Raw genomic sequence first — 22771 nt, 5'->3', positions numbered from 1 at the left:
GTTACGGTACGGCCCGTGACCTCAGTCGAACCTCCCGAGCATGTGCGAGCCACATTCGGGCTTCGCGAAGTGACGCCGGTTTCCTTAGGGGACTGGGACGGTGGCTGGCGCATGGGTGACGTGGTACTCAGCCCCGTCGCCGATCACGCGCGGGCCGCGTGGTCGGCGAAAGTACGCGAACACCTCGCGGTCGACGGACTGCGCGTCGCCCGCCCCGTCCGCGCCACCGACGGTCGCTATGTTGTCTCCGGTTGGCGCGCCGACACCTTCGTCGACGGCGCCCCCGAGCCCCGCCACGACGAGGTCGTCTCCGTCTCGCTGCGCCTGCACAAGGCGACGGCGGAACTGGAACGCCCCCGCTTCCTGGTCCAGCCCCCCGTCGCGCCCTGGGTCGACGTGGACGTGTTCGTCGCCGCCGACCGCGCCGCCTGGGAATCGATCCCGCTGCGCACCCTGCGCGCGGGCGGTGTCCCCATCGCCGCCACCCCCGACGGCCAGCGCTCCCTGGAACTGATCGGCCAACTCTCCACGCTGCGCAAACCCGTGCGCAGCCCTGACCAACTCGTCCACGGCGACCTCTTCGGCACCGTCCTGTTCACCGGCGCCCACACCCCCGGACTCACCGACATCACCCCCTACTGGCGCCCCGCCACCTGGGCCGCCGGGGTCGTTGTCGTCGACGCACTTGCCTGGGGCGGTGGCGACGACGGCCTGCTCGACCGCTGGGCCACCCTGCCCGAATGGCCCCAGATGCTGTTACGCGCCTTGATGTTCCGCCTCGCCGTCCACGCCCTGCACCCCCGCTCCACCCCCGAAGCCTTCCCCGGCTTGGCTCGCACCGCGGACATGGTCCGTTTGGCGCTGTAAGGGCGAATTGCGCGCATCGTGACCGATGGGTCGGATGTGATCTCAAATCCGTTGAGACTCAACGTTTCCTATGGCTGCCCATGCTATCTTCATCGAGCATCGCCGCCATGTGTCCTGCCCTGGACCCGGGGGACCCACTGCGGCCCGTCACGAGCGGTGAGGATTGCTACGGGTGAGAATCCAGCCCAGACAACAGATTCTGGACATTTGGAGCGCCATGCTCTCGGCCTGCTACCGGGACGAGAAGTGGCATTGGGACGGCGTCCTCGGCGCCAATTCGATCAGCGATTCCGAACAGCTGCTGTGCCTGTTGTATCCGGCGACGGAAATCGAGAGTTTCTCGCTGGATAGGCCGGAACTGATGGCCGACGACGTTCAGGTCGCCCTCAGCGCGTTCGGTGGGCCGACCAGAATCGGTATCGCCATGATCGGACTGATGGAGCAATACCTGCGGCGCAATACCGGTGCCGACGGGACGCCGCGCTTCGACGCGGGCAGTTATCTGCGCGCGAACGCGGGCCAGGAACCCACTCGGGAACAACTCGCGATCGAAGTGGTCGACAGCTATTCGATGTCGGTGACGCTGTGCCTGGCCGGTCTCGGGTTCGCTCGCGTCTTCGATCGGTGGGCGAACGCGGAGAACCGCGAGGACATCAGAATCCGGATCGCCGATCTCAGAGCCGCGATGAGCGATCGGCTCACGATCGCGATGACCGGATTGATCCGCAGTTTCGTCGTCAATACAGTGTCGGTTCGCTCGCCGTCGGGCAAGGCGATGCTCGCGATGCTCAATCAGTCCGGCGCCCCGGAGAATTCGGTGGTCGAGGCGGTCCGCGACAATCTGGATCGCGTGCGGGCCCGCCTGCGCACCGATGTGAAGCTGGGCCGGACACCGCACACCGACTTCGAAGAAGACGATCAGCTGTTCGAATGTGGCTGGAGTTGGGGGGTTGTGCAGGAGGCGGATCCGGTCGAGTTCGACGATCGGGAGGTCGCGCAGACTGTCGGTATCGCCGATCCACGGCCCTATCTGTACTTCACCGTCGTCGCTCTCGACGGCATCAACGATATTCTCTCGCAACGGACCAGAGAGCTCGACCTGCTCAACAAGGAACAGCAGCGACTGGCCGACGCGCTGCGTGTGCGCTGGGATCTGACGCAGCGGTACTGGTCGACCGTCGCCCGGTTCGGCGCAGGGCGGTGGCCGCTGGAGGACATTCCGTGGCGCACCTCCGACGGCGAGGAGTCCGACTACTTCAGTTTGATCGTGTCGGCGGTACTGATCCAGGAACTGATCGCCCGCACCGCCTCCGATGACGATCTCACCCGCGCGGTCGCGATCTTCGACGAACTGTCCCGACGCGGCCGCATCACCCGGCGACCGACCAAGGCCGACTCGGCGGTCGCCCTGCACGACCCTGGCGTGCGAATGGTGCTGGCGGGCACGGAGAAGGTCGACGGCGGCGGTCCCCAGCTGACCTGGATCGTGTCCGATTTCGCGACCGTGCTGCTGAAGCGGGCACTACAGGCGGCGCAGTTGTCGAGCAATATCGGCGCCCGCGATCAGCTGATGGAACTGGCCAAGAACGTGATGGACCATCTGGACCGCCGCGTGATCGCCGACGGCATGGCGACCGGGCTGTGGGACGATCCGGCCGGTGTCTTCGGCGGGAAACATCAGCAGCATCCCTCCTGGTACCTGACCGAGCGGATGGTCGAGTGCCTGGTCGCCGCCGACCGAACATACCGGGAGACACCACTGCGTTCGACGGCGATGGTCAGCCGTGCCGTCGAAATCCTGAACGAGGCAGAACATCTGCTCAACCAGGCGATGCTCGAGGTGAGCATCTTCGACACCTCGGCCAACCGGGTGTCACTCGACGAGATCGAACGCAAACTCGGGCGGGCGCGCGCACTGATCAACACCCAGCCCGCCACGTCCTTCACGTTGGCCTCGACGGCGCTGAAGGAACTCGACGACCTTGCCTACGCGCGTTCCAATGCGATGAGGAGCACCTGATCCGATGATCGTGTTCGCCACCTCCGACAAGGGCGGGACCGGGAGGTCGGTCACCAGCTGCAACCTCGCCTATCGACTCGGGCTGCGTGGAACCAGCACCGCCTACGTGGACTTCGACTTCGGCTCGCCGACGGCGGGTGCGCTGTTCGAGATCAGCAAAGTCGACAAGGGCGCAGAGCCGGGCCACGGATTGCACTCGTATCTGCGCGGCGAGATCACCGATCCGCAGCGGCTCGACGTGCGAGCGGCAACCGATCGCGAAGCCTTGCGCAGCAGGCGTTCCCGCGGCGGCAAGCTGTTCCTGCTGCCCGGCGACGAGGGCGGTGGTGAGGCGATGGCGGCGGAGGACCCGCAGGTGGTGCGGCGCTGCATCGATCTCCTGCTCGAGCTCGACGCGTCGTTCAAGGTGGTCATCGTCGACCTCAGTGCGGGCCGGTCGGTGGCGATGCAGATCGCGCTGGAGGCCACGGCGCCGAAGAACATGCCCGACAAAGAGGTCTACTGGTTGCTGTTCCACCGTTGGACCCGCCAGCACATCATGGCGGCCCACGGCTTGGTCAACGGCCCGAAGGGCCTGATCCAGACCGGCACCGCCGAAATCGGCCGTCAGCCGCTGTACAGCGAGCGAGAGTTGCGGCGGCGTATCCGCTTCGTGCGCACCGCGGTGCCGCGCCCAGGAGAACAGCCCGAGATCGTGAGCGGTCCACAGGCCGCGTGGTTGCTGCGTCAGGATGCCGCGCTGCGGTCGCTGGCCGCCGAATATCGTCTCGGCGCCGGATCCCTGCTCGGGCGCACCCCGGTGGAGCCCGTGCTGCAGTGGCGTGAACAGATCATCCTCGACGCCGATGTCGCCGCGGGTATCGCCAATCGAGAAACCGTCGACGCGTTCGAAGACCTCGCCAGGAAGCTGATCGCCGAGGACACCTGGGTACCGATCTGAGGGTCGGTGTGGACCGCGACGAAAAACTCGTTAGGCTCCCTGTTTCGTGGACTCATTGTTCCAGGAAGCGACTGCGGCGACTCGTGTGGAATCCGTTGCCATGTCGCACGTATCCCTCGAGGTCGGCCATTTCTCGATGGACGAACTCGCCAATCGACCAGACGCGGTGCGCGCCCAATTCGAGCGGGTCGCGCCGTTGGTGCGCGCATTCACAGAGATGGCGCGCGACGAGTTCGCCGAGCGAGCCGGTGGTCGTTCCCGGGTCAGGGTGAGCACGTGTTTCCTCATCGACGACTATTTCCGCGGTACCACCGATCCGCGGGCGATCCTGCCCGGATTCCTGCGATCAGCGGCAGAATCGGGGATCCGCGTCGACTATCTCGGCCGGGAGGCCGGTTGCGCCGTGGTGCCGAAGAAGGACAGCAGCGGAGCACCGACCAAACTCGCCCAGATCGTCGCCGACATGGTGGTCGCCGAGCCGCTGGAAGGCTATTCCGGTCGCAGGCCACCGACCACCGAACTCGGGTGGTTGAGCAACGGACGACCATCCAGCGACGACCAACGCCGCGATGCCATGGACCTGCGCGACTACGAGCCGCCGCTGGAACTGAGCAGGCGCAATCATTCGATCTACCTCGATGTCGAGATGTGGCGTCGTGATCGCGAGCGCGAGGACCCGTACTGGTCGTGCCCGTTTCTCGCTACCGTCTGGCAGTTGTTGCGGCTCGGCATGGTTCGTGCCGAAGGCAGGCGCGTCGCCGAGCCCGTCGACTGTCGCGACTGGGCCACTCAGGAGTGGGCGGAAAGCTGGGGCGTGTTGCCCTCGATCATGCAGTTGCACGACGCGGCGCCGTTCGCGGCGTTCCGCTCGGTCTCGATCCTGCCGAAACGCTATCTGGGGATCGAACATTCGGTGCAGCAGATCATGGATCACCTCGACATCGACGCAGGGGTCAACGAGGTGTATGCCCAACGCGCGCAAGAGAATCGGATCGTCGCTACCGAGCATCTCAGCGATCGGCTCTCGCACATCTTTCTCGGCGCCGACTGAACCGCGGTGAGGGCGTACGCTGCAACGATGGATCTGCGCCCCCCGGTATCGGCGGTGCTCGGCGAAGTCCGCACCGGCTTGCTCCCCGCGGCAGCCGCGTTGTCGCGCGATTCCGCGGCCGAACTCATGGCACTCGTGCACGGCCATCCGGTGCCGTCGAGGGAACGGCCGGTCACGTGGGCACAATCGCCGGTCGTGCTCGAAGGCATCGACTGCAGGCTCGCCACTCCCGATCAGCGTCGTGTCAGGGCCGTCGGCACTGTCGCGGCCCGAGCCGCGGTGGTCGGTGGCCGGATCATGCAGAGTTCGGCACGCAGCGCGGTGGTGCCCGCGCAGTCGGATCGGCGACAGAAGTGGGTGCACTATCTGCACCGGCCCGGCGTCGTCGAAGTGCTCACGCGCGCGCAGGCGAACCTCGGCGCCGATCTCGCCTCGGGTTTCCTCGCGGTGCGCGAGGGCGCCACCGACACCTTCGACCCCGGTGCCGTCGCGGCCCGGTTGGCTGTTCGTGTTCGACGCAATCCGATGCTCGATCAGCGCCCGCCACTGCACACTCCGACGACACAGCTGCGGTGGGCCGCGCGCGTCGTCGATGGCGCCGAGGCCGCGATGACGTTGACGATGTACCCCGACGAACTGCGCACCGCCGAATTCGTCGTCGGCGACATCGCGCAGTTGACCGCGGTACAGGCACTGTGCGATGACATCGCGCTGCATGACTGGCTGCTGACGGTGCTCACCGAGGTGATCGACGAAGCCGAGATGTCGGAACTGTCGCGGACCCCGGTGGAGAAGGTGATCAGCCCGCTGCTCGAGCACCTGGTCTACCTGTGGATGCCGGGGGCGACGACCCCGCCGGTGGTACGCGGACTCTGGGATGTGCTCGAGGCCGACCCCGGATTCAGTCGGCAGTGGAACGCGCGGGTGGGGCAGTTGCGCGACAGGCTCGCCGTCGCCACATTGGCCGCGCTGAACCGCTCCACCACGGTGTGGTGATCACAAGCGGAACAGTTGGCGAACCAGCAACGCGAAGAACACCGAGATCGAGACGATCCCGGCGTAGGACTCGACGATGAGAAGCACCCGTGCGGTCGTCCCGGCGTACTCGACATCCTGGTAACCCAGTGGGTTGAGGAAGCTGACGAATCCGAGGTACACGGAGCGGCCGACACTGGTCGTCGAGGTCAGGGCCACGGCGAGGGTGAACAGCGCGATCTGACCAGCGATCCATGCCAGCAGCCGGAACGGCCGGTACCCGTAGCCACACAGCAGATCCGAGCTCCGGCCGAGGAAGCGGCCAAGCCGGGTGCGGTTGGCGACGGTCCTCGCGCGTGCCTGGTTCAGGCCGCAGCGATCCTGACCGCGAGTGTCCTCTGTCACCGTGTACAGCCGGATGCCCTGGCGGTAGGCCAGGGCGGCGTGCGCGGGCAGCCGAGCGTGGCGCAGGTGTTCGCCGAGATCTTCGTAGACCTCGGCCAACAGTCTGTCCTGGGTGCGGCTCAGTCGCAGCGGTCCACGCATTTCCACTTCCGCCGCGAGCAGCGCGCTGAGCGCGGTGATCAACACCAGGTCGTCGCCGGCCGTTCGGAGCCGGACGGGGTCCGCGTCGCGGTACAGATGCGCGAACACCAGGCTGTCGCCTGATCGGCGGGTCGTCGGCGGGGTGTAGCTCAGCAGAACCCGCTCGACTCGATGGTTGAAGTCGTCGAGCAGAACGTATTCGTCGGCCGCGCCGTCGCCGCGCCGGAAGTCGCCGATCTCCGCCGCGAAGGCATCCGCGTGACGTTGGATCAAATCCGTCTTCGCCGCGACGAAGTCGCTGAGATTTCTCTGTTCGGTGTGTTCCATGGGTCCCCCCGAATCGGTCGCGGCCGTCATCTGCCCGGTGGCGCGTGACCGCCTTTGCGCCATCGTGGATCCGTGCGGTCCAGGGGCGGCCAACGGCTCTCGACAGGCTCGATCCAGCGCACCAGCAGCTCGCGGGGTTCACCTGCCCCGAAGTACTGGTCCTCGTATCCGGCCCACGTGAAGCCGGATTCCTTGTACAGGTTCGCCGCGGGCACATTCGACGGGCGAACGGTGATGAAGACCGCGCCGATGCCGTCGGCGCGACAACGGTCGATCGCGCGCTCCAACAGAGATCTGCCCAGACCTCGGCCCTGGTGTAGCGGAGCGACAGCCAATCCGACGAGCCACGCGGTGCCTTCCGGCGCGACGGCGACCATGGCATAGCCGCAGATCGAGTCGGCGATTTCAGCGACCACCCAATGTGATCCGTGCACGTCGAACAATTGGCGCAGCGCGAAATACGGGTAGGCCAGCTGCATGAACTCGCTGGATTCGAGCTCCGCGATCGCGGGGAGGTCCTCGACGACGGCCGACCGGAACACTGGATCGGTCAACCCGCTCGAGATGTCCAACTACCGCCCCACCTCCGTTGCGCAGCCGCAAGGTTCGCTTTCCAGAGTAAAGGCAGGGTCGGTAACCGGGCTACAAACATTGATGAAAGCCGTTGGCTCACAGTCGAAAGCCACACCCGGGGAGGAATTTCCGAGTGTGGCTTCCGGTGGTCGGCTACCGCGTTGTCGGGTTTACTCCGGGGCCGGTGGGCGTCCGTCTCGTAGCCGGGCAACCTCCGAGCGCGCGAAGTTCACCCGTGGTGTCTGCGCGCCGTGATCGGTGGCCAGGGCATCGGCCAGATCCGAGACCGCGTCCAGCACGAATCCGTGACGGGTCCGCGTTTTACGATCCCCGCCGGTGCGCCGGAATGCCCGCCGCTGCTTGGCATTTCCGCAGGCGGCGGCGCATTCGGCCACGGTCACCGTGTCGGCTGCCACCTCCGGCGCGAGGATCGCGGCCAGGAATTCGCGCTCCCGCGCGACGGTGAGCCGGAACACCAGCACCGCGACGACCAGCACGACCACCATGAGAAGTGCGATGAGGCCGAGCGCGGCGATATTGCTGCCGTTGTTGAAGTTGCCCTGACCGTCCCATATTCCGTGCAGCAGCATCGCCGTCGCCATCAGGAGCAATCCGCGCCCGACGCGGCGCGGCTCGGCGGGCCTGCCCAGCAGATACACCAACCCCGCGCAGAAGACCGCCGTGTAGACCATGTGGCCGGTGGCGCCGGTCACCACTCGCATGACCACTGTCCCGAGCGAGGCATCGACCTGATTGGCGCCGAACTGGGACGCCCCGGAATTCAGGCCGTAGGAGATGTCTTCGAGGATCTCGAATCCGAGGCCGAGGAACGCGCCGAGGACGAATCCGTCGAAAGCGGTGCGCACCAGCCGCGGTGCCAACGCGATCAGCAGCAGCAGCCCGAAACCCTTGGCGGTCTCCTCGGTGAACGGCGCGGCCAGCGCCGGACCCCAGTCCTGTGCCCAGGCGTAGCCGAAAAGCTTGCCGTAGATGCTGATCAGGGCGGTGTTGGCGTAGGACGCCATGGCCCAGGTCGCGGCGAAACCGCCCCAGGCGAACGCGACCACGAGCAGTTTCACCGGCTGACGGGCATAGCGGTCGAAATGCTGGGCGAACCACCAGAAGATCGCACCGTAGATCCCGAAGACCACCGCGCTGACCAGGATCGCCCGACTGTAGGCGCCGTAGGTGCGTCCGATCATGGCGGCGAACAGCAGCGCACCGGACCCGACAAGAACCAGATAGACCCAGAACGCGAGGTTGCGCGGCTGGTAGAAGGTGAACGAGCGGCCCCAGCCGGAATCCTCGATGGCCAGGAACCTGGCGTCGGCGAGCTCGGAGGTGGACGTGGTCATGACGACTCCTTTCCGGTGTGGGTGAGGGTGGCGATCATCGCGCCGACGTCGGTGAGGATGTCCTGACCGGCTTGCTCCGGGCCGAGCGCGATGATCTCGACACCGGTCCCGTCGATGACGAACGCGGCCAGCACGCCGTCCATCTGCGGCGCCGCGTATCTGGTCATGACTCCGGACTCGCCGCTGAGGGTGGTCACCGCCACCGGGTCCCCGGTCGCGGTGAGTGCGCTTCCCAATTGCCGTTGGGTCTGTTCGATCTGATCCAGCAGAGCCGCCGAGTCACCGGCGAATGTGCCGGTCCGTACGGTGAATTGGGTGCCGCCGCGGGTCAGTACGGCCGCGTCGGGGTACCCGCGCCCGGTCGGTTCATCGCCGACGAGCTCGCCCTCCACCAGCGACCAGCCACCGTCCGCCGTGAAGGTGAAGCCTCCCTTCAGGGCGATCACGTCACCAGCGGTGGTGACGTCCGCGACCGGAATTGCGTCATCGATCCGCGGCAGCACGACGCCTTGCAGGAAGGCCAGTGCGAGCACTACCAGCGCGGGCAGCAGGGTGCGCCGATCCATGCCCCACCAGCGGCGATCCACCGGTACCCACCGATCGCCTGGATCGAAAACCTCTGCCGAGGACACAGATTCGGCTTGTGCGTGTGTTCCCATTCGGGCCTCCGTTCCGGGTTCGCCACACGATAGCTGGAAATCTGTCGACGCTGTCGGCTCGTCGGCCACACAGCCGAAAGCCGCGTTCGGGAGGGACCGAACGCGGCTTCCGGGATGGAGTGGACGGGTCAGACGCTGGCGTAGGCCAGGGAGGGAACCTTGTCGGTGGCGAAGGAGGTGCGCAGGTAGAACCACCAGGTGACGGCGGCCATGACGAGGAAGACGGCGGCGTAGGCCCAGAAGGCGGGGGCCATGGTCTTCAGGTGGACGTTGGACAGACGGAGGGCCTGCTGGACGACGAAGCCACCCGCGGCGCCGACCGCGCCGATGACACCGATCGCGGCACCGGCTTGACGCTTGGCGGAGGTGGTCGCCTCGGTCAGGTCCATGCCGTGCTCGGAGGCGTACTTCTTGGCGGTGGCGTTGAAGATCGACGGGATCATCCGGTAGGTGGAGCCGTTACCGATACCGGCCAGGACGAACAGCACGAGGAAGGCGGTCAGGTAGAGCGGGAAGCTCTTCAGCTCGACAGCGGCCACGATGCCTGCCACCGCGATCGACATACCACCGAAGACGAACACGGTGATCTTGGCGCCGCCGCCGATCTTGTCGGAGACCCATCCACCGAACGGGCGGCTGAAGGAACCGACCAGGGCGCCGAGGAAGGCCAGGTTGCCCAGGGTGGTGATCCAGCCGATCTTGGCGAGGTCGGGGAAGGTGGCCTTGATCAGCGTCGGGAAGGCGAACGAGAAGCCGATGAACGAGCCGAACGTGCCGATGTAGAGGAACGACATGATCCAGGTGTGCCGGTTGGTCAGCGCGAGCTTGTAGGACTTGCCGTCGGACCTGGCCTCGGACAGCGAGTCCATGAAGTACAGCGCGCCGATGGTCGCTACCGCGATGAACGGCAGCCAGAAGAGCACGGCGAGGGTGATACCGAAGCGGTAGCCGGCCGCGTCCTTGGCCATGATGTGGGTACCGAAGGTGATCAGCAGCGGCACGATCAGCTGGGTCTGCGCGACACCGAGGTTGCCGCCTGCGGCGTTGAGGCCGAGCGCGGCGCCCTTCTTGCCCTCGGGGAAGAAGAACGAGATGTTCGACATCGACGAGGAGAAGTTGCCGCCACCGACACCGGCGAGGGCGGCCAGCACCAGGAACACCCACATGGGTGTGCTCGGCTGGTTGACGAAGTAGATGATGCCGAGCGCGGGCAGGAACAGCATCGCGGCGCTGAAGGCGGTGAACGCGCGCCCACCGAACCGCGGTACCGCGAAGGTGTACGGAACTCGCAGGGCCGCGCCGACCAGGGTCGGGATCGAGGTGAGCAGCAGCGCGTTGCTCACGGCGACCGCGTTGCCCTTGCCGAGGCCCTCGAGGAAGCTGAAGCCGGCCGGGCCCATCGCGGTGACGATGGAGCCCCAGATGACCCACATGCTGAAGCCGAGATTCTCGGCGAATACGGAGAAGTACAGATTCTTCTTGGCGGTCTTCGCGCCGCCGGATTCCCAGAACCTCGCGTTGTCGGGGTCCCAGTGGGAAATCCAGCGGCCCTTCTTCTGGTGTTCGAACGACGGGGATTCCGTCGCCTGGCCGGTGGCGGCGATTGCGGTCATCGGCTTCCTCTCGATCGAGCGCGTGTGCGGTGTCGAGATAAAGGTAGGAGCCGGTTGTTGCGTGACAATGGCCTCAGGTGACGTTCCCGGCAACTACGGCTCACCGCGCGAATTCGCCGCTGGTGACAGTCTGGTTACCTGGAATTAGGAACCGAACCTATTGCCAGCTCAGCGATCCGGGTATTCGGCGATGAGCGAGCCGAGGAAGCAGTTGGCGGCCTGCACGGCTCGCTCGGCGTCACCGTCGATGACGGCCTGCACGAGCTCGGCGTGTTCGGTGTCGTACGCGTCGTCGGATTTCGCGGTCCGCGCGTGGATCACCTGCTCGATGATCGGCAGCAGCGAATCGTAGAACTCCAGGTATACCGCGTTGTGGCTGGCGACGACGATCGCGCGGTGCAATTCGACGTCGGCGGCGATGGCCACCGGGTCGGCTTCGGCCCAACTCCGGTTGCTGCGTTCGGCGAGCAAGCGCTGGAGGGTGGCGATATCGGCATCGTCGCGGCGGCGCGCGGCCAGGCCCGCCGCGGTGGTGTCGAGGGCTTGGCGCAGTTCGAGGATGTCGCGTTCGTGCGCGTCGGCGAAGTACTTGCCCAGGGTGCCGCCGACCTCGGAGGTGGCGATCACATAGGTGCCAGAGCCCTGGCGGCGTTCGAGCATGCCCGCGTGCACGAGCGCCTGGACGGCCTCGCGGACGGTATTGCGGCCGGTCCCGGTGAGCTCGGTGAGTTCGGGTTCGGTGGGGATCCGTTGACCTACCGGCCAACGGCCGGAACGGATCTCGGCCCGAAGCTGTTCGGTGACCTGGGCGATGAGGCTGGTACGCCGGACGGGTTGCACGTCAGCAAGGGTACTGGTGCGACCTCGCGTTCGGGAGATCGCTCACAGTCGCTTGGCAGTAGTCATCGGGTCATCCTATGATTTCCGGGTGCCGCCACTCCGCGATTTCCAGCCGGCTTCTGGCGCCGAGTCGACCCTTGTGGACGACCGGCGTGGTCGCGTCGACCCGTCTCCCGAGATCACCAGGCGGTCGCTGATCGAAGGTCGGCTGCTCGTGCTGGCGGCCATCGTCATGTCGGCGCTGACTTTGCGCGCCGCTGTCACCGCGTTCAGTCCGCTGGCGGAGAAGATCGGCGCCGAGGTCGGGTACGGGACGGGGATCGTCGGGGTGTTCGGCATGTTGCCGACCGCCATGTTCGGTCTCGCCGGGCTCGTCGCGCCGCTGTTCGTGCGCCGGTGCGGGCTCGAACGGACGGTGTTCGTGGCGATGCTGCTGGCCGGCGCGGGGTCGCTGGTGCGGGTGTTCGCCACCGGGACGGGCGCGTTGCTGGCGTTCTCCGGGGTGGCGCTGCTCGGCATGGGCATCGGCAATGTGGTGATTCCGCCGCTGGTGAAGCGGTATTTCGGCGATCACCTTGCGGTGATCAGCTCGCTCTACATCGTGATGGTGCAGCTCAGTACTGTCATCCCGGCGTTCATCGCGGTGCCGGTGGCCGAGGCGCACGGCTGGCGGATCTCGATGGGCGTGTGGGCGCTGGTCGGTTTCGCGGCCGCGATTCCGTGGTTCGTGGTGCTGCGTGACCGGCGTGGTCGCGACACGGTCGACACCACCGGGCTGCCTGCCGAAGCGCCCGAGACCGGCAAAGTCTGGCGTTCGCCGGTGGCATGGGGGATGGCGGGCATGTTCGGCATGACCTCGCTGACCACCTACGCGATGTTCGCCTGGCTGCCCAAGATCCTGTCCGACGCGGGCGCGAGCGCCGGCTTCGGCGGCAGCATGGTCGGGCTGTTCGCGCTGATGGGGCTGATCCCGGCACTGGGCGCGCCGACCGTGGTCTCGCGGATGCGCAATCCGTTCCCCGTCGTCGTCGGCTGCATGGTGCTGTTCGCGACCGCTTTCGTCGGCCTGCTGGTAGCGCCGATGCACGCCACTCTGCTGTGGGTGGTGCTGCTGGGTCTCGGCCCGTCCACTTTCCCGATGGCCCTCACCCTGATCAACCTGCGCACCCGCACGCCCCAGGGCTCCGCGGCGCTGTCGGGCTTCACCCAGGGCGTCGGTTACGCGGTCGCCTGCCTCGGCCCGCTGCTGTTCGGCATGCTGCACACGTGGACCGGTGGGTGGCTCGTCCCGTTCGCCATGCTGTTCGTCGCGCTCGGCGTGCTCCTCGCGGGTGCGTGGCAAGCCTGCAAACCGCGCATGCTCGAAGATTCTTGGTAATTGCCGACTGATAAACGAACTTCTCACAGTTGGTCGCCTGTCGAAGTGCGGTCCGCGTGACTCTGGCCTAAAATCGCAGTGACGAGGCGTAGCTCACACCCTCACCAGCGTTTCCGCTGATTTCTTGCCGCTTCCTTACCTGCGGAAATCGTTGCGACACATGCCCGAAACAAAAGGGCTGATCTCACCTTCCTGACCGGGTGAAGGTGAGAAACCGTTGATTCGCGCGACATTTCCCGCAGCATTTCGGCAATACCCATTTCCTACCGTTGGGCCATCGCACTTTTGGGAGGCCCAATCTTGAGCACGCTGAAGCGGAACCACGACATCGCGCACTGGGATGCCGAAGATGTCGCGGCCTGGGAGGCCGGCGGCAAGGACGTAGCCAAGCGCAACCTGATCTGGTCTGTGATCGCCGAGCACATCGGATTCTCGGTGTGGTCGATCTGGTCGGTGATGGTGCTGTTCATGCCCACCGACAAGTACGGCATCGACGCGGCGGGCAAGTTCTTCCTCGTCGCCATGCCCACGCTGGTCGGCGCGTTCCTTCGCATTCCCTACACCGTCGCCACCGCCCGCTTCGGCGGCCGCAACTGGACGATCTTCTCCGCGTTCCTGCTGCTGATCCCGCTGCTGCTGACGCTGTACTTCGTCAACCAGCCCGGCACGTCCTACACCACGTTCCTGGTCGTGGCCGCGTTCGCCGGCTTCGGTGGCGGCAACTTCGCGTCGTCGATGACCAACATCAACGCCTTCTACCCACAGCGCCTCAAGGGCTGGGCCCTCGGCATGAACGCCGGCGGCGGCAACATCGGCGTCCCGGTGATCCAGCTGCTCGGCCTGCTGGTGCTGGTCACCCTCGGTGGCGACTACGCCTCGGTGATCTGCGCGGTCTACCTGGTCCTGGTCGGTATCACCGCCGTCGGGGCCGCCTTCTACATGGACAACCTGACCAACCAGCAGGCCGACCTGTCCTACATGGTCAAGGCCCTGCGGGTGCCGCAGTCCTGGGCGATCGCCTTCCTCTACATCGGCACCTTCGGCTCGTTCATCGGCTACAGCTTCGCCTTCGCCCAGATCCTGCAGATCAGCTTCAAGGCCGGGGGCGACACCGCCGCCCAGGCCGCCATCCACGCCGCCTCGATCGCCTTCATCGGCCCGCTGCTCGGTTCGCTGGCCCGCCCCTACGGCGGCAAGATGGCCGACCGGATCGGTGGCAGCAAGGTCACCATCGCCACCTTCGGCGCCATGATGCTCGCCGCGCTGCTCGTGGTCACCGCCTCGACGATGGCCGACGGCAACAAGGGCATCGCCACCGGCGCCACCATGACCATGCTGGTCGCGGGCTTCATCGCCCTGTTCGTCCTGTCCGGTTTCGGCAACGGCGCCGTCACCAAGATCATCCCGTCGGTGTTCGAGGCCAAGTCCAAGAGCCTGCCGGTCTCGCGGGTCGAGCAGGCGGCCTGGTCGCAGAACACCTCCGGCGCCCTGATCGGCTTCGTCGGCGCGATCGGCGCCCTCGGCGGGGTCGGCATCAACATGGTGCTGCGCAGCTCGTACTCCAGCACCGCCTCGGCCACCACCGCGTTCTGGGTCTTCCTGGCCTTCTACGTGGTCTGCGCCGCCGTTACCTGGACGGTGTTCCTGCGCCGTCCGCGCCTTTCCTCCGACGCCGCTGTCGTGGTCGAGGCCGAGTCCCTGGTCCTCGAGGCCGAAACCAACGCTTCGTCGGCCAATTCGTCGGCTCGCTGACAACCGACCACTACCAAGGAGGTCACTCTCATGAACAGCACTCGCAAAACAGCGGTCGTGGTCGGCCACGGCATGGTCGGGCACCGTTTCGTCGAAGCCCTTCGCTCGCGCGACGAGGCAGGCCAGTGGCAGGTCATCATCCTGTCGGAGGAGAAGCTGCCCGCGTACGACCGCGTCGGCCTGTCCTACTACGTCGGCAACTGGAACGCCGATGACCTGGCGCTGCCCGGCAACATGTACGACGGCGACGAACTGGTCGACCTGCGACTCGGCCAGCGGGGCGAGTCCATCGACCTCGACGCCAAGACCGTCACCAGCACCAGCGGCGACGTCATCGCCTACGACGCGCTGGTCATGGCGACCGGCTCCTACCCGTTCGTGCCGCCGGTCCCCGGCCACGACCTGCCCGAGTGCTTCGTCTACCGCACCATCGACGACCTCGACGGCATCCGCGCCGCCGCCGAAGCGGCCGGTCCCGGCGCGCACGGTGTCGTCGTCGGCGGCGGTCTGCTCGGACTGGAAGCGGCCAACGCGCTGCGCCTGCTCGGGATGACCCCGCACGTCATCGAGTACAACGGTCGCCTGATGCCCGCCCAGGTCGACGCCGGTGGTGGCGCGATCCTGGAGAAGCTCGTCACCGATATCGGCCTCAATGTGCACACCGGGGTCGGCACCGCCAAGATCGTCTCGCTCGAAACGGACACAGCGGAGGGCGCCGCAGCAGGCCGCGGAGTCACGGTGCACCTGTCCGACGACGCCGAGATCAGGGCGTCGCTGGTGGTGTTCTCCGCCGGTGTGCGCCCGCAGGACGCGCTGGCCAAGGCCTCGGGCCTCGAGACCGGCGCCCGCGGCGGCATCCTCACCGACCTCACCCTGCAGACCTCCGACCCGAGCGTCTACGCGATCGGTGAATGCGCCGCGATCGAGGGCGTCTGCTACGGCCTGGTCGCCCCCGGTTACACCACCGCCGAGATCGTCGCCGACCGCCTGCTCGGCGGCGCGGGCGAGTTCCCCGGTGCCGATATGTCCACCAAGCTGAAGCTGATGGGCGTCGACGTGGCCTCCTTCGGTGACGCGCACGGCACCACCGAAGGCGCCCTCGAGGTCGTGCTGCACGACGCGGCCAAGGGCACCTACGCCAAGCTGGTCGTCTCCGACGACGCGCAGACCCTGCTCGGCGGCATCCTGGTCGGCGACGCCAGCCAGTACGCGGCCCTTCGCCCGCTGGTCGGGCGCCCGCTGCCCGCCGACGCCGCCGCGCTGATCTCCCCGGCAGGCGCCGAACTCGGTGCCGACGCGCTGCCCGACGACGCCCAGATCTGCTCCTGCAACAACGTCAGCAAGGGCGCCATCTGCGGCGCGATCGCCGAGGGCGCCTGCGATATCCCGGCCGTCAAGAGCTGCACCAACGCGGGTACCTCCTGCGGTGGCTGTGTGCCGATGATCAAGAAGCTGCTCGAGCAGTCCGGCGTTGCGCTGTCGAAGTCGCTGTGCGAGCACTTCACCCAGTCGCGTGCCGAGCTCTACGACGTGGTCGCCGTCACCGGCATCCGCACCTTCTCCGAACTGATCGCCAAGCACGGCAAGGGCTCGGGCTGCGATATCTGCAAGCCGACCGTCGCCTCGATCCTGGCGTCGACCTCGAGCGAGCACATCCTCGAGGGCGAGCAGGCCGCGCTGCAGGACACCAACGACCATTTCCTGGCCAACCTGCAGAAGAACGGCACCTACTCGGTCGTCCCCCGGATGCCCGGTGGCGAGGTCACCGCCGACCAGCTGATCGTGATCGGCGAGGTAGCCAAGGAGTTCGGCCTCTACGTCAAGGTCACCGGTGGTCAGCGCATCGACCTGTTCGGCGCCCGCGTGGAGCAGCTGCCGCTGATCTGGAAGCGCCTGGTCGACGTCGGCATGGAGTCCGGCCACGCCTACGGCAAGTCGCTGCGCACCGTGAAGAGCTGCGTCGGTTCCACCTGGTGCCGCTACGGCCAGCAGGACTCGGTCGGCATGGCCGTGTTGCTGGAGAAGCGCTACCGCGGCCTTCGTTCGCCGCACAAGATCAAGCTGGCCGTCTCGGGTTGCGCGCGCGAGTGCGCCGAGGCCCGCGGCAAAGACGTCGGCGTGATCGCCACCGAGCACGGCTGGAACCTCTACGTCGGCGGCAACGGCGGCCTGACCCCCAAGCACGCGGTGCTGCTGGCCGGTGACCTCGACGACGAGACCCTGATCAGCTACATCGACCGCTACCTGATGTTCTACATCCGCACCGCCGACCGTCTGCAGCGCACCGCGCCGTGGCAGGAGGCCCTCGAGGGTGGCTTCGACTACCTCAAGGCCGTCGTCTGTGACGACAGCCTCGGCATCGCCGCCGACCTCGAGGCCGCCATGGCCAAGCACGTCGAGGGCTACAAGGACGAGTGGGCCGCCGTGCTCGAGGACGAGAACAAGCTCTCGCGCTTCGTCTCCTTCGTCAATGCCCCTGACGAAGCCGACCCGACGATCTCGTTCGACGACAGCGGCGAACGCAAGGTACCAGTGCTCCTCGGTCTTCCCGGCATGCCCGTCGGTGTTGCTTCGGACACAGCACCGGCCGGGAAATAAGTACTTAACGCTGCGGAAACAGGGCGCCTGTACCAATAGGTAAGGCGTTCGGAGGAGGAACCGATGACCGTTATCGACACACCCACCATCACCACTGAGACCGCGACCTGGACCCAGGCGTGCAGGCTCGATTTCCTGATTCCGGGGCGCGGCGTTGCTGTCCTGCTGAAGGGCGGCCGTCAGGCGGCACTGTTCCTACTCACCGACGGCACGCTCGCCGCCGTCGGCAATATCGACCCGTTCGGCCGGGCCGCGGTGATGTCGCGCGGCATCATCGGTGATCGCGGCGGCGTTCCCGTCGTCGCGTCGCCGCTGCTCAAGCAGGCTTTCTCGTTGATCGACGGCCGTTGTCTCGACGACGAGTCCCAGTCCCTGCCGGTGTACGCGGTCCAACTCGACGGCGGCGTCGTCGCGGTCTCGAACGAGCCGGTGCCGACCCCATGACCTCTCCCACCGACACTGGCCCGTGCCTTGCCGGCTTCACCATCGGCGTCACCGCGGCTCGCCGCGCCGAGGAATTCAGCACCCTGCTCACCCGCAAGGGCGCGACCGTCACGTCAGCACCTGCTATTCGCATCATCCCGCTGGCCGATGACACCGAGCTCGAACGCGTCACCGAACTGCTGATCACCGATCCGCCGCAGATCACCGTCGCCACCACCGGCATCGGTTTCCGCGGCTGGATGGAAGCGGCCGAGGGCTGGGGTCTGGCCGAGGTCCTGCGCGACACCCTCGCCTCGACCCGGATGCTGGCCCGCGGCCCCAAGGCCAAGGGCGCGATCCGCGCGGCCGAGCTGCGCGAGGAATGGTCACCCGCCTCGGAGTCCTCGGCCGAGGTCCTCGATCATCTGCTCGCCGAGGGCGTCGAAGGCGTCCGCATCGCGGTGCAGCTGCACGGCGCGACCACCGAATGGGAGCCGGTTCCCGACTTCTGTGAGGTGCTGCGCTGCGCGGGTGCCGACGTGGTCCCGGTGCCGGTGTACCGGTGGGAACCGCCTGCCGATCGTGGGCCGATGGACACGATGATCGATGCGATCGTCTCCGGCAGCCTGGACTGCGTCACCTTCACCAGCGCGCCCGCCGTGGCGTCGATGTTGATGCGCGCCAAGGAAACCGGGCTCTTGGAGTCGGTGCTGCACGCGTTCCGTGGCCGGGTGCTCGCTGCCTGTGTCGGACCGATCACCGCGGCTCCGCTCGAAGAGCTCGGCGTGCCGACCACGATGCCGGGCCGGGCCCGGTTGGGTGCGCTGGCTCGCCATGTGGCAGAAGAACTTCCGCGCCGCGCCAGCCGGATCTACGCGGCCGGTCATCTGATCAGCGTGCGTGGTGGATGCGTCGTCGTCGACGGTGAGGTGCGTCAGCTGGCGCCCGCCCCGATGGCGTTGATGCGGTCGCTGGCTCGTCAGCCGGGTCGGGTCGTCTCGCGCGAAGACCTGCTGGCCGCGCTGCCGGGCGGTGGCGACGACACCCATGCGGTGGAGACGGCGATCGCGCGACTGCGGGCCGGTCTGGGGACCCCCAAAGCGATTCAGACTGTGGTGAAGCGTGGGTACCGGCTGGCGTTGGACGCGGCCGACTGCTCCGATACTCCTCCTCCCGCGCGAGCGGCTGTCCAGACACCGCACGCCGCGGGGATCGGAACGCCCGCTCGCTCGCCCCGGCCCGCCCAAGCGATCGGGGTGTGGTGAGCGCCGGGCTGCCGGGTGATCCGGCACTGGTGTTGGTCGCGCACGGAACTCGCAGTGCGCGCGGGGTGGAAATGATCGCCGCGCTCGCCGAGGCGGTGGCCGCCGAGCTCGGCGTCGCGGTGTCCTCGGCGCCGAATGCCTCGCTGCGGACCGCTTTCGTCGACGTGCTCGGGCCCTCGCCCTCGGAGGTTCTGCGCGATCTCGACGGGCCCGCTGTGGTGGTTCCGGCGTTTCTCGCCTCGGGGTATCACGTGTATCAGGACGTTCCGCGTGAGGTTGCGGAGAGTGGGCATAGCGCGGTCGCCGTGACGGCGGCGATGGGACCGGATCCGGCATTGACGCGGATCATGGCGGTGCGCTTGCGTGCTGCCGGGTGGAAGCCGGGCGACGCGGTCGTTTTCGCGGCTGCCGGTTCTTCGGATTCGCGTGCGCGACAGGATGTTCGGCGTGCCGCGGGGATGCTGGCCGAGCAGCTGGATGCGCCGGTGAAGATCGCCTACGTGGCGACCGGGACACCTCGGGTGCCCGAAGTTGTTGCCTCGCTTCGTGAGTCGGGTGCCGAGCGGGTGTTCATCGCGTCCTATCTGTTGGCGCACGGCCTCTTTCACCAGCGGTTGCACGATGCGGGCGCCGATGGTGTGGCCGATCCGATCGGTGTGCATCCCGGGGTTGTTCGATTGATCGTCGATCGGTATCGGAGCGCGGCTCGGGAGCTGGTCGGCGTTCGCTGACGCCGATCGCGCGCAGTCAGCCGGTGTCGGCGGCGGCGACTAGAGTTGGCCCCGACTTCACAACAAGGGGGCACAGCTCGATGTCAGATTCGTCCGCAGGTCAGGGTTATCCGTCGCAGGATGACGGGCTGACGGCGTATCCGGACGAGTCGGCAGCGCGCGGCCCCGTGAACCCGGTGGTTCCCGCGGCCTATCCGCAGGCGCCGAGCCAGGCCATACCGCAGCCGCCGTATGGACCGGTGCCGGGTGCGCTGGGATCGCCGCCACCCTACGCGCCGACGCCTCAGCCCTATGGGCCGAGCGCTCCGTATCCCGTGCCGGCAGGCCCCTATCCGCCGGTGGACGCCGCGCCGCGGGTGGTGCCGCAGAGTGTGCAGATCGCGTTCTACGTGATGCTGGCCGGGGCGGTGGTCACGCTGCTCGCCATGGCCTACTCGCTCACCATGCTCGACGAGGCGCGCAGCAATGCGCTCGACGCGTCAGGTGGCGTGCTGCGGGGAGACGACCTCGATCTACTCGTGTACGCGACCATCGGGGGGAGCATCGCGAGTTCACTGATCACGGCGGGGTTGTGGGTGTGGATGGCCTTCGTCTGCCGGGCGGGCAAGAACTGGGGACGGATCACGGGCACGGTGTTCTTCGGGCTCAACGCGCTGTTCTATGTCGTCGGCACGGTGATGGTGATGGTCACCTCGACGGCCGGTCTCGCGCTGGTGTTCAGCACCGTCACGCTGGCTGTCGGGCTGGCCGCGGTGATCCTGTTGTGGAACGGCATGTCCGGTCCCTACTTCGCGCCTCGGACTCCACCGGGCTACCAGCCCTACCCTGGCTATCCGCCCGTCGCGCCGTAGGTGAAGTTCGCCCGGTAGACACTCGGGGGAACGCCGAGCAGGCGAACCATGTGCTGGCGCAACGACTCCGCCGACCCGATCCCGCTGTGCCGTGCGACCCGCTCGATCGGCAACGAGGTCGATTCCAGCAGTTCCCGGGCTCGGTGGATGCGCTGACTCAGTAGCCATTTCTGTGGGCTCTGGCCGGTTTCCTCGTGGAATCGGCGGGTGAGGGTGCGCACGCTGGTTCGCGCGTGCTCGGCCAGTTCGCGCAGCGACAGGGGAGTGTCGAGGCGCTCCAGCGCCCAGGCCCGGGTGGCGGAGAGCGAGAGATCGTCGTCGGCGGGGAGTGGGGTGTCGACGAACTGGGCTTGGCCGCCGGCCCGCACGGGAGTGACCACCGCCGCTCGTGCGGCGGCATTGGCGACGGTGGCGCCGTAGTCGGCTCGAATCAGATGCAGGCACAGGTCGATTCCGGCCGCCGCGCCTGCCGCGGTGGTCACCGGCCCGTCTTCGATGAACAGTGCGTCGGAGCGCACCCGGACGAGGGGATGGTCGCGGGCCAGTTCGTCGGCCAGGCCCCAGTGCGTGGTCGCGGTGCGGCCGTCGAGGAGACCGGCCTGGGCGAGTACGAACGCGCCGCTGCAGATCGAGGTGACCAGGATGCCGCGGTCGACGGCCGCGCGCAGCGCCCGCAGGGTCACCGGATCCGCGTCGGTGCGGCTGCCCGTACTCGGCACGATCACCGCGTCGGCGTAGTCGAGAACATCGAGCCCGTGCCGGATCACGACGTCGAATCCGCCGGGAGTCGACGGCAGCACCCCCGGCTCGGCCGTGCAGACCACCACCCGATAGCCGGGTTCGCTGTCGATCATGACCGAGCCCATCAGGGTTTGCGGCATCGACAGATCGAAGGACTTCACCGGCGGCACGGCAACCACGGCAATCGTCTTCATGGCCTGATCCTTGGGATAGCTGGCATTCCGGCCACTAGTCTAGTCCTCGCGGCAACGGCATCGTTGAAGGTGCGGGCAGAACCTCGCAGCTCCACCGAAAGCTGTTGTCGTGAAAGGGAATTCATATGCCAACTCAGGTAGTTGTCGGCCGAGGTGGTACCGCGACCGCCACCGCGTTGTTGCTCGCCGAGGCCGGAGATCGCGTGCGGATGGTGAGCCGGAGCGGGCTGGGCCCCGACCATCCGGGCGTGGAACCGATCGCACTCGACGCACTCGACACCACCGCACTGACCGAGGTCGCGACCGGTGCGGACGCCGTCTTCAATCTGGCGATGCCCGCGTATCACACCTGGCCGGAAACGGTTCCGCCCCTGTTCGGTTCGATCCTGTCGGCGACGGAGAGCGTCGGGGCCGACCTGGTCATGCTGGGAAATCTGTACGGCTACGGCCCGGTCGACGGCGTCGTCAGCGAACACACCCCGCTCGCCGCGACGGGGAGCAAAGGCGCGGTGAGAGCCAGGATGTGGACCGATGCCCTCGCCGCGCACGAGGCAGGCCGGTTGCGTGTCACCGAACTGCGCGCGGGTCAATTCCTCGGCGCGGGTGCTGTCTCGGTCTTCTCCCTGCTCGTTCAGTCCGCGGTGCTGGCGAACACCCCGGCCCGGGTGCCGCAGGAACTCGACCTCGCGCACTCGTTCACCGCGATCGGCGACGCCGCGGCCGCACTGGTCACCCTCGCGCGCGACGACCGGTCGTGGGGGAGGGCCTGGCACGCCCCGGTGATCACCACGACCGTGCGTGCGGCCGCGACCAGGCTCGCCGCGCTGGCAGGCGCCGCGACACCGGAACTGGCGGTGCTCACCGACGCGGAGATCACCGAACTCGCCCAGCAGGGCCCGTTCTGGGCCGAACTGTTCGAGACGAAACACATGTCCCATCGTGAGTTCGTCGTCGACGATTCGGCGATGCGGACCACCTTCGATTGCGCCGCGTCGACACTGGACGAGGTGCTCGCCGAGGTGGTCACCGCCGACGCGGCCGCGCGCGTAACCGTGCCCTACGCGGGGTAGAT

The 22771-nt window shown here is 67.3% G+C and carries 20 protein-coding genes; 13 read left to right on the top strand and 7 right to left on the bottom strand.

What is annotated here, in order from left to right; all coding sequences use genetic code 11:
• The first annotated feature begins 15 nt into the window (after positions 1-15).
• From OHS03_RS21930 to OHS03_RS21910, 5 genes are all read left to right on the top strand, one after another.
• Positions 16-867, top strand: a complete 852-nt coding sequence (locus OHS03_RS21930; RefSeq protein WP_056812910.1) for a TIGR02569 family protein — start codon at positions 16-18, stop codon at positions 865-867.
• Positions 868-1039: 172 nt separating this feature from the next.
• Positions 1040-2887 carry an SCO2524 family protein gene (locus OHS03_RS21925; RefSeq protein ID WP_328656660.1) on the top strand — a complete coding sequence of 616 codons (1848 nt, stop codon included), beginning with the start codon at positions 1040-1042 and terminating at the stop codon, positions 2885-2887.
• Positions 2888-2891: 4 nt separating this feature from the next.
• A complete protein-coding gene (locus OHS03_RS21920) occupies positions 2892-3827 on the top strand; it encodes an SCO2523 family variant P-loop protein (RefSeq protein ID WP_062983645.1) in 936 nt (311 codons plus the stop codon).
• Positions 3828-3873: 46 nt separating this feature from the next.
• Entirely contained in the window at positions 3874-4878 is a 1005-nt protein-coding gene (locus OHS03_RS21915) for an SCO2522 family protein (RefSeq protein WP_328656658.1), read from the top strand.
• Positions 4879-4905: 27 nt separating this feature from the next.
• A complete protein-coding gene (locus tag OHS03_RS21910; RefSeq protein WP_328656656.1) occupies positions 4906-5874 on the top strand; it encodes an SCO2521 family protein in 969 nt (322 codons plus the stop codon).
• On the opposite strand, the gene OHS03_RS21905 is transcribed toward OHS03_RS21910, so the two are convergent.
• The 6 genes from OHS03_RS21905 to OHS03_RS21880 form a co-directional block, all read right to left on the bottom strand.
• Positions 5875-6726, bottom strand: coding sequence for a hypothetical protein (locus OHS03_RS21905; protein ID WP_328656653.1), 852 nt, complete (start codon positions 6724-6726; stop codon positions 5875-5877).
• Between the two features lie 26 nt (positions 6727-6752).
• A complete protein-coding gene (locus OHS03_RS21900) occupies positions 6753-7298 on the bottom strand; it encodes a GNAT family N-acetyltransferase (RefSeq protein WP_328656651.1) in 546 nt (181 codons plus the stop codon).
• 171 nt (positions 7299-7469) lie between these two features.
• Positions 7470-8654 (bottom strand): PrsW family intramembrane metalloprotease, encoded by a 1185-nt coding sequence (locus tag OHS03_RS21895; RefSeq protein ID WP_328656649.1) that lies wholly within the window; start codon positions 8652-8654, stop codon positions 7470-7472.
• Entirely contained in the window at positions 8651-9313 is a 663-nt protein-coding gene (locus tag OHS03_RS21890) for a hypothetical protein (RefSeq protein WP_328656648.1), read from the bottom strand. The genes OHS03_RS21895 and OHS03_RS21890 overlap by 4 nt, the downstream gene beginning before the upstream one ends.
• A 128-nt stretch (positions 9314-9441) precedes the next feature.
• A complete protein-coding gene (locus OHS03_RS21885) occupies positions 9442-10926 on the bottom strand; it encodes an MFS transporter (RefSeq protein WP_328656646.1) in 1485 nt (494 codons plus the stop codon).
• Between the two features lie 168 nt (positions 10927-11094).
• Entirely contained in the window at positions 11095-11766 is a 672-nt protein-coding gene (locus OHS03_RS21880) for a FadR/GntR family transcriptional regulator (RefSeq protein WP_062983659.1), read from the bottom strand.
• 232 nt (positions 11767-11998) lie between these two features.
• On the opposite strand from OHS03_RS21880, the gene OHS03_RS21875 reads away from it, so the two are divergent.
• From OHS03_RS21875 to OHS03_RS21845, 7 genes are all read left to right on the top strand, one after another.
• Positions 11999-13144 (top strand): MFS transporter, encoded by a 1146-nt coding sequence (locus tag OHS03_RS21875; RefSeq protein WP_328664352.1) that lies wholly within the window; start codon positions 11999-12001, stop codon positions 13142-13144.
• 297 nt (positions 13145-13441) lie between these two features.
• Positions 13442-14896 carry an MFS transporter gene (locus OHS03_RS21870; protein WP_328664351.1) on the top strand — a complete coding sequence of 485 codons (1455 nt, stop codon included), beginning with the start codon at positions 13442-13444 and terminating at the stop codon, positions 14894-14896.
• A gap of 30 nt (positions 14897-14926) precedes the next feature.
• Positions 14927-17494, top strand: a complete 2568-nt coding sequence (nirB, locus tag OHS03_RS21865) for a nitrite reductase large subunit NirB (RefSeq protein WP_328656644.1) — start codon at positions 14927-14929, stop codon at positions 17492-17494.
• Positions 17495-17557: 63 nt separating this feature from the next.
• Entirely contained in the window at positions 17558-17938 is a 381-nt protein-coding gene (gene nirD / locus OHS03_RS21860; RefSeq protein ID WP_056812868.1) for a nitrite reductase small subunit NirD, read from the top strand.
• Entirely contained in the window at positions 17935-19182 is a 1248-nt protein-coding gene (locus OHS03_RS21855; RefSeq protein WP_328656642.1) for a uroporphyrinogen-III synthase, read from the top strand. The genes nirD and OHS03_RS21855 overlap by 4 nt, the downstream gene beginning before the upstream one ends.
• Positions 19179-19913, top strand: coding sequence for a sirohydrochlorin chelatase (locus OHS03_RS21850; protein WP_425970507.1), 735 nt, complete (start codon positions 19179-19181; stop codon positions 19911-19913). Before OHS03_RS21855 ends, OHS03_RS21850 begins: the two co-directional genes overlap by 4 nt.
• A gap of 80 nt (positions 19914-19993) precedes the next feature.
• On the top strand, positions 19994-20764 hold the full coding sequence (locus OHS03_RS21845) for a hypothetical protein (RefSeq protein ID WP_328656639.1): 771 nt from the start codon (positions 19994-19996) through the stop codon (positions 20762-20764).
• Here OHS03_RS21845 and OHS03_RS21840 read toward each other — a convergent pair.
• Positions 20743-21699: a GlxA family transcriptional regulator gene (locus tag OHS03_RS21840; RefSeq protein WP_328656637.1), complete on the bottom strand. Its 957-nt coding sequence runs from the start codon at positions 21697-21699 to the stop codon at positions 20743-20745. The two genes, OHS03_RS21845 and OHS03_RS21840, sit on opposite strands and share 22 nt — an antisense overlap.
• A 125-nt stretch (positions 21700-21824) precedes the next feature.
• Between OHS03_RS21840 and OHS03_RS21835 the strand changes: the two genes are divergently transcribed.
• Positions 21825-22769 carry a Rossmann-fold NAD(P)-binding domain-containing protein gene (locus OHS03_RS21835; RefSeq protein ID WP_328656635.1) on the top strand — a complete coding sequence of 315 codons (945 nt, stop codon included), beginning with the start codon at positions 21825-21827 and terminating at the stop codon, positions 22767-22769.
• Positions 22770-22771: the final 2 nt, after the last annotated feature.

Source organism: Nocardia salmonicida, assembly GCF_036142455.1.
Lineage (GTDB): Bacteria > Actinomycetota > Actinomycetes > Mycobacteriales > Mycobacteriaceae > Nocardia > Nocardia salmonicida.
The sequence above is the reverse complement of the archived record's forward strand: the minus strand, read 5'-3'. Positions and strand labels throughout refer to the sequence as shown.